The sequence below is a fragment of the Streptomyces acidicola genome, assembly GCF_009377235.1.
GTDB classification, from domain to species: domain Bacteria; phylum Actinomycetota; class Actinomycetes; order Streptomycetales; family Streptomycetaceae; genus Streptomyces; species Streptomyces acidicola.
In genome coordinates this window covers 17,186-28,044 of the sequence record NZ_VMNX01000116.1, presented here as the reverse complement: position 1 = coordinate 28,044, position 10,859 = coordinate 17,186, and the positions used below count along the sequence as shown (strand labels likewise).

The 10,859-nt window shown below is 67.6% G+C and carries 13 protein-coding genes and 2 pseudogenes; 4 read left to right on the top strand and 11 right to left on the bottom strand.

Annotation, left to right across the window (positions count from 1 at the left end; translation table 11 throughout):
- Positions 1 to 292: 292 nt before the first annotated feature.
- Together FPZ41_RS48675 and FPZ41_RS26810 are read right to left on the bottom strand one after the other, a co-directional pair.
- On the bottom strand, positions 293 to 463 hold the full coding sequence (locus tag FPZ41_RS48675; RefSeq protein ID WP_322620771.1) for a helix-turn-helix domain-containing protein: 171 nt from the start codon (positions 461 to 463) through the stop codon (positions 293 to 295).
- 20 nt (positions 464 to 483) lie between these two features.
- On the bottom strand, positions 484 to 1,299 hold the full coding sequence (locus FPZ41_RS26810) for an AraC family transcriptional regulator (RefSeq protein ID WP_322620770.1): 816 nt from the start codon (positions 1,297 to 1,299) through the stop codon (positions 484 to 486).
- A 452-nt stretch (positions 1,300 to 1,751) separates the two neighbouring features.
- Between FPZ41_RS26810 and FPZ41_RS49975 the strand changes: the two genes are divergently transcribed.
- Together FPZ41_RS49975 and FPZ41_RS26800 are read left to right on the top strand one after the other, a co-directional pair.
- Positions 1,752 to 2,198 carry a hypothetical protein gene (locus tag FPZ41_RS49975; protein ID WP_322620769.1) on the top strand — a complete coding sequence of 149 codons (447 nt, stop codon included), beginning with the start codon at positions 1,752 to 1,754 and terminating at the stop codon, positions 2,196 to 2,198.
- A gap of 240 nt (positions 2,199 to 2,438) precedes the next feature.
- Positions 2,439 to 2,753: a hypothetical protein gene (locus FPZ41_RS26800; RefSeq protein WP_152866235.1), complete on the top strand. Its 315-nt coding sequence runs from the start codon at positions 2,439 to 2,441 to the stop codon at positions 2,751 to 2,753.
- 33 nt (positions 2,754 to 2,786) lie between these two features.
- Here the strand turns inward: FPZ41_RS26800 and FPZ41_RS26795 are convergent, their stop codons facing one another.
- Complete coding sequence (locus tag FPZ41_RS26795; RefSeq protein WP_228022993.1) at positions 2,787 to 3,359, bottom strand: hypothetical protein; 573 nt, start codon at positions 3,357 to 3,359, stop codon at positions 2,787 to 2,789.
- Positions 3,356 to 3,589, bottom strand: coding sequence for a hypothetical protein (locus FPZ41_RS26790; protein ID WP_152866234.1), 234 nt, complete (start codon positions 3,587 to 3,589; stop codon positions 3,356 to 3,358). Before FPZ41_RS26790 ends, FPZ41_RS26795 begins: the two co-directional genes overlap by 4 nt.
- A gap of 167 nt (positions 3,590 to 3,756) precedes the next feature.
- On the opposite strand from FPZ41_RS26790, the gene FPZ41_RS47295 reads away from it, so the two are divergent.
- Both FPZ41_RS47295 and FPZ41_RS26785 read left to right on the top strand, forming a co-directional pair.
- Positions 3,757 to 3,927 (top strand): hypothetical protein, encoded by a 171-nt coding sequence (locus tag FPZ41_RS47295; RefSeq protein WP_194236227.1) that lies wholly within the window; start codon positions 3,757 to 3,759, stop codon positions 3,925 to 3,927.
- A 111-nt stretch (positions 3,928 to 4,038) separates the two neighbouring features.
- On the top strand, positions 4,039 to 4,632 hold the full coding sequence (locus FPZ41_RS26785) for an SMI1/KNR4 family protein (RefSeq protein ID WP_322620768.1): 594 nt from the start codon (positions 4,039 to 4,041) through the stop codon (positions 4,630 to 4,632).
- 70 nt (positions 4,633 to 4,702) lie between these two features.
- Here the strand turns inward: FPZ41_RS26785 and FPZ41_RS50345 are convergent.
- The 7 genes and pseudogenes from FPZ41_RS50345 to FPZ41_RS26755 form a co-directional block, all read right to left on the bottom strand.
- Positions 4,703 to 4,804 (bottom strand): annotated as a pseudogene (locus tag FPZ41_RS50345) (integrase); the annotation flags it as partial.
- Between the two features lie 256 nt (positions 4,805 to 5,060).
- Entirely contained in the window at positions 5,061 to 5,768 is a 708-nt protein-coding gene (locus FPZ41_RS26780) for an oxygenase MpaB family protein (RefSeq protein WP_322620767.1), read from the bottom strand.
- 701 nt (positions 5,769 to 6,469) lie between these two features.
- Positions 6,470 to 6,721, bottom strand: a complete 252-nt coding sequence (locus FPZ41_RS26775; protein ID WP_152866232.1) for a hypothetical protein — start codon at positions 6,719 to 6,721, stop codon at positions 6,470 to 6,472.
- A gap of 86 nt (positions 6,722 to 6,807) precedes the next feature.
- Positions 6,808 to 7,098: a hypothetical protein gene (locus FPZ41_RS26770; RefSeq protein ID WP_152866231.1), complete on the bottom strand. Its 291-nt coding sequence runs from the start codon at positions 7,096 to 7,098 to the stop codon at positions 6,808 to 6,810.
- A 92-nt stretch (positions 7,099 to 7,190) separates the two neighbouring features.
- Positions 7,191 to 7,492 (bottom strand): annotated as a pseudogene (locus FPZ41_RS48670) (two-component sensor histidine kinase); the annotation flags it as partial.
- 64 nt (positions 7,493 to 7,556) lie between these two features.
- Positions 7,557 to 8,837, bottom strand: a complete 1,281-nt coding sequence (locus FPZ41_RS26760; protein WP_322620766.1) for an MFS transporter — start codon at positions 8,835 to 8,837, stop codon at positions 7,557 to 7,559.
- Positions 8,834 to 10,807 (bottom strand): elongation factor G, encoded by a 1,974-nt coding sequence (locus FPZ41_RS26755; protein ID WP_152866230.1) that lies wholly within the window; start codon positions 10,805 to 10,807, stop codon positions 8,834 to 8,836. The genes FPZ41_RS26760 and FPZ41_RS26755 overlap by 4 nt, the downstream gene beginning before the upstream one ends.
- Positions 10,808 to 10,859: the final 52 nt, after the last annotated feature.

Sequence of the window (10,859 nt, the reverse complement as noted above, 5' to 3'; positions counted from 1 at the left end):
CAAGGCCCGCCTCCACCCGATCGAGTCAGAAACCGACGACACCGTCCTGCCCACCGAACTCACCGCATAGCCTCAAAACGAGATCACCGAGTGGCCGTCGATACACCACTCCAGCGGACGTGACCGCGGTCCACGGCCGGTCCGGTCCGGACCGGACCGGACCGGTCCGGACCGGACCGGACCGGTCCATTGAGGATGGTCGCCCGGTGCTTGGCAGCCCGCACCTCGTGTCTTCGTCTACGGTTCAGCGGCTTGAGTGAGACCGAGGTACAGATGTCTGAGTGTTCGGCATTTAGGATGCCGAGCGCGGCACCCCCTGTCCTTGCCATTCCGCGCAGGTGTGTTGACGATTCGCGCACGCCTGGGACGGCAGGTTCCTGTAGTCCCGTGGCGGTATCCCGTAGGTGGTTCGGAACAGTCGGCTGAAGTGCGTCGGGTTGGTGAAGCCCCAGCAGGCGGCGATGGCCTGGATCGGGCGGGAGTTCAGGCGCGGGGGTTGGCCAGGTCGAGTCGGCAGCGTTCCAGACGGCGGTGGCGTATCCAGGCTGCCGGTGATGTGGCGTTCCCAGCGAGTAGGTGCTGGAGATGGCGCAGGGAGATGTGGTGGGCGTCCGCGATCGTCTGGGGGGTCATGTCCGGGTCGGCGAGGTGCTGCTCGACGAACGCGTTGATCCGGGCCTGCAGGGCGTTTCTGCGGGCCTCCGGGCTCAGCTCCGCCTCGGCCTCCAGGAAGCGGGCGAGTGCGGACGCCAGAAGGCCCAGGATGACCGAGGCGAGAGTGGGAATGTCAGCCGGAGTGAACTCGCCGGCGCGCGTGTTGAGGTCGGTCAGCCAGCGGGCGAACACCCCGCCCATGCCGCAACGCCCGCTGATCGGGACAGCGAGCAGGCGCTGCACCGTCTTCTCCGGCAGCGGCAGCAGCTTGTGAGGAAGCTGCACGATCAGTTGCGGCCAGCTGTCCTGAAGAGTGTGGCGGTGCGCGTCGAAGGGATGACTGCTGTCCAGCACCGTGAGGTCGCCCGCATGAAACGCCGTGTTATTCCCGGCCTGGGAAAAAGACCCCTCCCCACCGAGATGGTAATTGATCATGTACACCTCGGGGTCGGACTGCCGGATTATCCTCGCTGTCCGCGCGATCTCCAGATGCGGGAAGGACAGCGCGGACACCTGTAACTCCCCCAGGTCCAAGGCACGCACCTTGGCACGGAAGTCCTCCCGGTCGTTGCTGCGCAGCCGATTGCGGATGTACGACCCTGCTGTGATTTCCTCGAACAGCGCGGGCCGCTCCGGCGCCGACACGACATCCGTCCTGTACTCAGTCACCAGCATTCCCAGCCCCCGTAGCCGTTTCCCCCCGCGGCTTCGAACGTGGTACGGGGAGGTACACGCAGTCCAGCAGCACTTCGGTCACATGGGCTGCTCCGCGCCTCGCGGACAACGAAGCCTCAAGATCAAGAAGCATCGAGCTTTAGAAGCAGGTTCTTTCAGGCAGCAGCGCCGATGTGCGGCCCGGCGCCCGCCGGAGGTGTACGCGCCCGCGCATGGCCGGCTGTGCGTGAGAAGCCGCGCCACGGCTGCCCGTGGACGTGAGACAGCGCCGCCGGAGTACGCCATGGCGCGGGCCCGGCAGGCCACACGCCTTCGTTCGGTCCGGACGGTCAACGGACGCGTGCGGACACACCGCGCCAGAGGGGCGGTGCCGCGGCTCGGCAGACTGTCCCACTAGTCATGGCCATACGATCGACTCGCGTTTGTGGCGACGGCTTGCCGTCCCCGCCCTGCTGAGCCTGTCCCTCATCTCCCCGCTCACTGCCGCGCCCTCTTCTGCGGCGGCTCCCCCGGCAGCCAGCGGCCACCAGCCGGCCGCCTCCCCACTGGCGCGGCAGGAGCTTCCCGAACCGCCGCCTGCCGACGTGGTTCGCAAAGAACACGACGAGCTGAACGTCGCGGCCCCGCATCCGATGACGGGCTACTCGCGCGCGAAGTTCCCGCACTGGATCACCCAGTACGGCACCTGCGACACCCGGGAAGTCGTGCTCGCCCGAGATGGCCAGGGCGTTGTCCAGGACGACAAGTGCCGCGCGGTGGCCGGCACCTGGGTCAGCCCGTACGACGGGAAGGTGGCCACGAAGCCGTCCACCGAGGTGGACATCGACTACATGGTCCCTCTCGCCAACGCCTGGGCGCTCCGGCGCTGACCTGTGGAGCACTTCCCTGCGCAGGAAGTTCGCCAACGACCTTGAAAACCCTCAGCTGCTGGCGGTATCGGCATCGTCCAACCGGCAGAAGGGGGATCAGTCCCCCGACCAGTGGCAGCCGATGCACTCCTACTGGTGTACCTACAGCCGGGCCTGGGTCCACGTGAAGTACGTGTACACCCTCAACATCACCGAGCCGGAAAAGGGAATGCTGAACACGATGCTGAACACCTGCTCCGCATGACCCGCAGCCCGGACTCCGGACAGGTCCCCGCCGACGAGCCGCCCGGTAGCGAACGGTACGTGGACCAGGTCACCGCCGGGCCGGGCGGGGTGATGACCTACGAAGTCGGCGTCATCACCGGGGACCTCACCGTCTCCCCCACGTGGGACGACGACGGCCGCACTGCCCGCGCCGCCATCCAGTACACCGGCGCCGACGAGTGGTACACCCTCTCCCAAAGCCCCGCCCCCATCGCCCCTGAAGGGCTGGCCGCGTACCACCGCGACATCCTCGGCCGCATCCGCCGGGGCGACGCAGCCTGGAGCACCTGACCGCGGCCAGTGCGCGTGTCACCGTCGGTCTGGTTACCCGGCTGACGAGAGGCTGTGCTTCGCGGCGGAGGCGATGTGATGGCGTGTCACCTTGGCAATCTCGTCCCAGAACGGCTTGGCGGTGAGGTAGGTGCCGAGCGTGGCGAGGACGCCGAGGGAGACGTCGACGCTGAGGCGTCCCTGCTTGGCCCAGTAGACGTCCTGCAGGTCGAGCAGCAAGGCGAACTCGTCGGTGATCAGAGCGGTTCCGGCGCCGTAGGCAGCGGCGACCACGGGGTGACCAACGGCCTGTTCGTCACCGCGTACGGCGATCAGCCCAATGCCTGCCAGCATGGCGATGCCGATGTTGTAGTGGTGCAGGTGCTCGCCGCCAGCGGAGATGTTGCCCCAGGGCAGCCAGCCGCCCCGGATGCCGTGCGCGATCAGCCGCACTGTGCCCCATGTCGTGCCGAAGGACGCCCACGTGACGATGAGCGACCGTTTGGTCGGGGTGAGATTCCGGTCCGCGGCCTCGCGCCATCGCTCGACCAGCCGCGGCCGGGCGGCTGTGCGTGGGCCTTCGGCTGGCACGCCCTCGGGGTGCACTCCGGTCGAGGGCCCGCTCATGCCCGCCGCTCCCCACGATGGGCGTAGGGAGGTGCACCAGCGAAGCTTGCGCCGACCGTGGCGGCCACGTCCTTCATGCAGAGATGGCAGTAATCCTCGCGCTCCATCGCGCCTTCTGGTGAGACGGTTGCCTTCTGACCGCACAGAGAACGGCCATCACGATCGAGAACGTGCCAGAGCAGTCCCGGGCCGTTCTCCGTTTCCCGTCGTTCGGCGCGCATGTTGTACATCGGCCACCTCGCACACGGATGCGGTTGTGGTTCACCAGCCATGAGACGGCCCATTCGCCTGAACCGGCGAGCTGGACACGCCGACCGGGTGAATCGCATGGTCTGCCCAGTCCCATCCCGTGATGGGAAGCACGCGCGATACCAGGCGCGGGCCGTAGGTCTGGAGCGTGACGCACAACTCCGGCTTCCGCCTGGCGCACGCCATGGGGCACTACGGCCTGTCCGCCAATGCCGACGGCTGGCCAGCGAGCCTTGAGCACGCCGCTCCCTTCCTGTCCATCGTCGTTCCCGATCGCCGACCTTGTCCGCCTGGCAAAGATCCGCTGGCGGTGCCGTGACCGGGATGGTTCGCCGGGTTGACGTCCGCGTCAACCCCAGACCATCCGTCTTCACAGGGAATGCCATCACATAAGTTGTGGCTCCTCGAAGATGCACGGGAAGGAGTGACAGTGGGCGAAACTTCTCAGGTGGCAGCGCTCGCAAAGGTTCTGCCAACGACGCACGGCGTGGATGAACGGATCGACTGGAGTGCGGTCGAGGAGATCTGGGGGACCCGGTTTCCGGCCGACTATGTCGCTTTCATGGAGGCGTACGGGGCGGGCAGCGTCAGCAGGGAAGTTGGAATACTGTTGCCGGTTCCGCGGTCCGATGCCTATTCGGACGGGTCCGGCCTGCGGCAGGAGACAGCCAACGCCCGCGGCACCTGGGAGATGCTCGGCGGCAGAGCGGCCCTGGACGTGGACCCCGATTCCATCGTGGCGTGGGGTGTCACGAGCGGCGCAGACATCTACTGCTGGCTGACCACGGCCGACGATCCTGACCGATGGCCCGTGCTCGTACACGGTCGGCACACGAATCCCACCTTCCAGGTCCACCCTTTCGGGATGGTGGAGTTCCTGCGCAGACTGCTCACCGATGATGAATTCCAGGAGGAGACGATCAGCGTCGTCCTTCCGAAGGAACACTCTTTCGTCAACTGGCGCGAGCAGAAGCGTCGCTTGGAGGCGGGCCTGGACCCCACCACGGGCGAACCCTGGGACTAGCAGCCTCAGGGGCCCTGACGGAGCGGCGGGCGGCGGCAATTGCTCTCACCAGCAATGATTACTGGGGTAGTCAGGCTGCGAGGGGACGTCCGCCCCAGCGGATGCCCTTCTCGCTGCGGATGCGGGCTCGTTCCTTGGACCACCAACGCAGTGCCAGCCGATCGGAGTTGCGGCGACCAGCTCAAGATCCACTTGAGCCTAGGCCAGACCCTCGGGGGCGCGCACGACCGTACGGCCCGCCGACCGGTTGGCGGCCTCGATGACTCAGGCCTGCTCCAGCCGGGTCTTCGCCGCCCCGGCCGACGACGCCGGGCGCACGGTGTCCTGGCGCTCGCCGACCGGATCGTCGACCGGTGGAGCACATCACTTCTCCGTTGTGAGCGTTCCCGTCATCGCGAAATGCCGTTCCAGCAGCGAATTCGTCACCGTTACTGCATGGGTGAAACGGACTTTCCTGCAAGCTCCCCACGGTGCTGGTGTCTCAGGTGCGCAGCACGAAGCCGCAGAGCCGTTGTGACCAGCCATCGGATGACAACAGGCCGGTCACTTGCTCCCAGTGCCGCACGCAGTCGGGCGTCAATCAGTGCATCAGTGGCAACTCGTACAACGGGTGCGGCCAGCTTCGGGAAGCGATCGCTGAGCAGCCCGCGGGTGGCTTCCAGCAGGGCCCGGCCTTCCTCCGTGACCGCGAACTGGCGCTCTTCGAAGTCGTCCATCCATCTGGCCAAAGCCGAATAGGAGTCCGGGACCCCCTGGATGCCCATCCGCTGGGCCAGGCCGTGGAAGAAACCGTGTGCTGCGGCCTTCTCCTCAGTCGTGGTGTGCCGCCAACCGTGTTCGTCGATCCAGCGCAGCGGGGTTACGCAGAACGTGGCAAGTACGTACACGAACTCGGCGTTCCCCACAGGGAGTCGTGCGTGGAGCTGATTCAAGGCGGCAACTGTTTCGCGTCCGGCCGGTGAGTGGAAACCGTTGTCGATGAGCGTGTACATCATCGTTCCGGTGGCTTTCGCACGTGCCTTGGGCCGGCCAATCATCTTGCCGGTGCTGACGAGCACTCTGGCGATCGTGGGAACGGCGAAGGTCCGATAGAAGCCGAGGTTCAGTCCAAGCTTGAGATCGTCGGGGAAGTCCACGAGCGCAAGGTGCCGGTAGGCCTCGTGGGCCTGCTTGTGTGTCTGGGTGGGCGTGCTGTCATCGTTTGACCTCACCGGTGTTGAGCCCCGTCCAGTGTTTGCTCTACCAGGCTGGTGTTGAAGTAGCGGCCTGCCAGGATCAGGTGCCTCCGCTCATCGTGTCGGGCTACGTCGATGCCGGGCGGCTCATCGCACGGGTGCCGTGGCTCTGCTCCTGAGTCCGGGGAGCCCCAGCGTGCCGCGTGAAGCCTCTACCTGGGCTGGAGTGGGAGCCAGAGCAAACTTGAAAGCCCGCAGGATCTCCTGCTGTACCCACCCACCCCCTAAATATATAGGGCGCCAGGACCATCCCCTCGGGCGCGGGGAGCAGCGGAGTGCAAGAGGTGCCGTTCCTGGGTCAGGGACCTTCCCCGTGGGTGCGGGGAGCAGACTGCGTGACCTGTGCGTTTAGCGCGGGGAGAGGCCAGTTTCCTGCACTTTTAGCGATTCCGGCAATTCGGTCATTTATTTTATTGGGCATGCCTGCCGAGGAAGCCGTCTGATGTGCTCCTGCTCCTCTGGTGTCCACTCTTCCTCGCTCCACGCCAGGTCTGAAGGTGGAGGCGAGTGTCGTCGATGGTCCGCCACAGGGGGTGCTCGACCAGCGGCGCCTGGAGCATCTCGCCGAACGTGATGGTCCTGACCCGCTGTGACTGCGCGCTTCAGTCGGCCGCTCCGACGCTCACCGCTCTGGCCGGCTCACGGAACTGAGGGAGTCCGCGAGGAGCGGGGCGAACCAGCGCCCCAGGCACGGTGGGGTCGGCCAGCAGTCGCACCACCTCGTCGATCGCAGCACAGCCCTGGCGGTAGCCCGGCAGCTCGCCCGAGGGGAAGCCTGGGCCGTGGACACGGTCGGCCGTGTCCACGGCCTGGCGCCATTCCTGGGCGCCCAGCTCGTCCTGCCATGTCGCCATCGACCCTCCGCCCGTTCCTTCCTGCGCCAGTTCCCCCTCCTTGTAGCCACCGGGCTCCGGTCAGGGCGCTGGCGACACCGCCTTGTTCACCCGGACGGCCCCGGCTCGGCCGGACCCAGGTCCTCGCGGAGACGAACGAACCGCACGGTGCGGTGCCGGGTGGTTCCCACCTCGACCTCAGCGAGCAGCGGCGTGACTACCAGGTGGCCCCCGCCGGGCAGCGCCTCCCGGACGTCGGCGGCGATCGCCCGGCCGACGGCGACGCGCTGCCTGCTGTCCAGCTGCGAGGTCTGGGCGAGGGTGCCGTCCGGGAGCTGGACGACGAGGTAGGCGGGGCGGGCCGGGGAGCCTGCGATCGCCACGATCTCCGTGTCCACCGTGTCGACATGCTACTGGTGAAGCGTTGGTATTCGATTCCTGCAGTATTCGAGATACACGGCAGGCGAGCTGCGAACGGGAGTACGAGTGGTCAGGACGGGTCGGCGGCCGGAGGCTCCAGCCGGAGTTCCCAGCCGCCTCCGACTGTCGGTCCGGAGGTGACCATACCGACGAGGAGATCGACGCGTTGGGGCAGGCCGACGAGCCCGTGCCGGGCGCCGGAGAGGGGAAGAGCCGGACGGGCGGGGGCGGTTCTGGTGACGGTGGTGCGCAGGTGCCGGCGTGATGGTGGATGCGGACGGTCGCGGCGGTGCCGGGGGCGTGTTCGCGGACGTTGGTGAGTGCTTCTGGGACTGTGCGGTAGACGGCGCGCTGCAGTGCGTACGGTCCGCCTCTGCGGTAGTTGGCGGGGCCGATAGATGAACAGCCCTGGGCCAGGCATGTCGGAAGCACGCCGTCACAACGAACCCCCGCTGGCGGGTGAGGCGTCCGCAGCGGAAGTCCGGTCCGTGCCTCGGTCCCTGGCCAATGCGAGCACTGCTGCGCTCGCCGCGAAGAGTGAGGCGGCCAAAGCCACGGTGTTTCCCGGCCCCATCGCTCCCGAGACCCCGGCCAGGCTGGACGCACAGACGATCTCGCCGACGTACTCGGCTTGCGCCAAGAAGGAATGGGTCGTGGCTCGGATGTCGTTCGTTGTGCGGTGATTGACCCAGATCGTTGTGATGGTTCGAATCAGGGGCATGGCGATACCGTTCGCGACGACCACGCCCACGATGGCGTACGTGAGGTTCGGTGCCAGCCCGACCAGCACGAAGCTGATCAGCCCTGTGGCGCAGGAGAGGGACAGTGCTGCGCGGGCCCCGCGATCGTTGTGGAGCCGATTCTGTACGACGGTAAGCGCGAGTACCGCGAATGCGTAGCCGGCCAAGGAGATGACGGTGAACCACACCGTGCCGGACATGCCTGACGGAAGACCGAGGCCGGACATCTGCACCGGATAGATCCGAGCGAAGGAATCACCCGCGCCGTTCACCAGGACCGTGACGATGACCAGTACGCAAACGGTGCGGTCGGTAACCGCGAGCCGTGCGCCTCTGCGGGCGATGCCAAGCGCCACGCGGAGGTGGTCCTTGTGCACCCGGACGAAGTTGTTCTCGGGAAAAGCCGCAGCGAACCAGGCTCCCAGCACGAGCATCAGAACACCCGCGCCGACGATGGCCACCGGCCGGTTGAGGATCGTCGCGAGCGCGCCGAAGACGACGATGCCGGCTCCTGCTCCGATCATCTGCCACCGCCCCTGAGCGGCGATCAGCAGATGCATGCGCTCGGGCTGGTCGATCTCGTCGGTTGCCCACGCCACGTCGGATCCGCTGGCGAACGTCCAGGAGATTCCCCACAGCACCTGCGCCAGCATCAGCGGCAGGAAGCCGGAGGACAATCCGGTCGTGATCATGGCGGCGGCCATAAGGGCGTGTGAGGTGACGATCGCCGCCTTGCGACCGATGGTGTCGGACACGGCCCCGGCCGGAATCTCGAAGACGGTGCTCGCCACACCCTGTACGGCAGCGATGACAAGAAGCTGTGCCGGAGAAAGGCCCGCATCGACCGCCATGTACAAGCTGGTGACGAGCCACCAGCCGTTGTGCAGCACGGCCCGGAGGAAGTTCCAGACCAGGAAGCGGCGTGCGAGCTGTCGCGGACCGCGCTGTGCGGAACCCGGGCGCACGGAGGACTTCACTGCTGCCTCCCGCCCGTGGTTCGTACGGGTTGGTAGTGGTCAGGGGCGGATTCGAGGACACCCTCACCGTGAGCCGCGCCGTGCAACCCCGCGCGTACCGCGTTCACCTCTGCTTTCCGCAGGGTTCCGGTGATGACGGTGATGGGCCCGGTGGTCTGAACGGCTGCGGGGACAGCACCGTGGCGGCCCAGCAGAGCGAGCACGGCGGGCAGTTCGTCCGCCGGGGTCTCGAGCACGAACCGGTCGATGGGCTCGCAGACAGCCGTGCCGGCCCGCCTGAGTGCTTCGCGGACGACCAGGTCGGTCGTGCGCCGGACCTCTCCGGCGCGTGGGCCCGGCGGAGAGTAGCCGCTGTCGGTGACCCTGATGCGTATGTCGGCCACCCGCCATCCGTGCGGGCCGACCGCCAAAGGCTCGTGGAGGTACTCCAGGATCGCGGCCCGGTATCCGCCGACGTTGCCGTAGACGTGCAGGGGGATTGTGGCCCGGTCCGCGGCGATGACGAGCTCAACGCCGGCGCCGGGCGCGGTCGGTTCGACGGTCACTGCGAGGGTGTAGTCGTACAGGTGGCCCGGGTCGCCCAGGCGCAGCGCGGCGCTGCCGATTCCCGACGGTCGTTCGATGCAGACCACGCCGGTGTCGCGGAAGTCGACGTCGATGCCGTAGTCGGCTGCCAGCGTGTCGGCCAGGACCTCCTGCTGCACCTCGCCGTAGATCCGGATCCGCGCGGCACCGCGCTCGGGCCGCAGGGCGATCAGCGGATCGATGTCGGCGAGTTCGCGCAGAGCCTGGTGCACCTCACCCTGCCGGGCGACATCACGGGCAACTACCCTGGTCTCGAAGCCCGGTTCCGGCAGCGCTGCTGCCGCGGTGGTGGCGGCCGGGCGGCAGCCGATCCAGTCTCCGATCCGAGCGCCGTCGAGGCCCCGGACGCGGGCGATCTGGCCGGCCGTGGCGCGAAGACGCTGGACGGCACCGCCGGGTTCGAAGACCTCCACGGCCGTCACGGTCGCCGACCGGTCACCGCCGAGCGACACCCGATCGCGGACGCCGAGCGTTCCGGCACGCATCCGCACCGTGCAGACCCGCTGCCCTCCCGGTGATCGTTCGACCTTGAACACCTGCGCAGCTGCCGGTGCGTGATCTTCGCCCGGTGCCACGGGCAGCAGTTCGGTGACGGAGCCAATCAGAGACCGGACGCCGGCACCGGTCCTGGCCGACCCGAACAGCACCGGATGCACCTCACCGGCACGTGTGAGGCGTCCCAGGGCTGCGCGCAGCCGATGCGGTCCGACGGGGCGATCTTGGCCGAGCCAGTCCTTGAGCAGGTCCTCGTCATGGTCGGCGAGCAACCCCGTCAGCCGCTCGGCCTCGATGGGTTCCTCCCACACGCACGGAACGGCCTCGGCTGTGACCGTGCCGGGGTTGTGCACGTGGCCGAGCGGTACGAGAGCCGTGCTCAGGCGGCTTCGAATCTTCGCAAGGACCGTCTCGGGCGCGGCGCCGACCCTGTCGATCTTGTTGACGAAGAAGACCACGGGGATGCCCAGGCGGTACAGCGCCCGGTACAGCACGATGGTCTGGGCCTGCACGCCCTCCACGGCGGACAGCACCAAGACCGCGCCGTCGAGGACCGCCAGGGAGCGGTCGACCTCGGCGATGAAGTCGGGATGGCCCGGAGTGTCGAGAAGGTTGACGGTGACGTCATCGATCTCGAACGTCGCGACGGCAGAGCGGATCGTGATCCCCCGTCGTCGCTCCAGGGACAGGGTGTCGGTCTGAGTCGTGCCGTCATCCACCCGGCCGGCCTGGTCGATGGCGCCGCCGGCGTGCAGCAGCGCCTCGGTCAGACTGGTCTTGCCGGCGTCGACGTGGGCCACCACGCCCAGACTGAGCCGCCGGGCGCCAGGCGCCGCGCCGGTAGTAGCGGTGTCATGGCGTGCAGGGGTGGGAGAGTGCGGACGGTTCATGGCTCCTCGTGTGCAGGTCGGCGACGGCGGGGCACACGAGCTCGCGCATGAT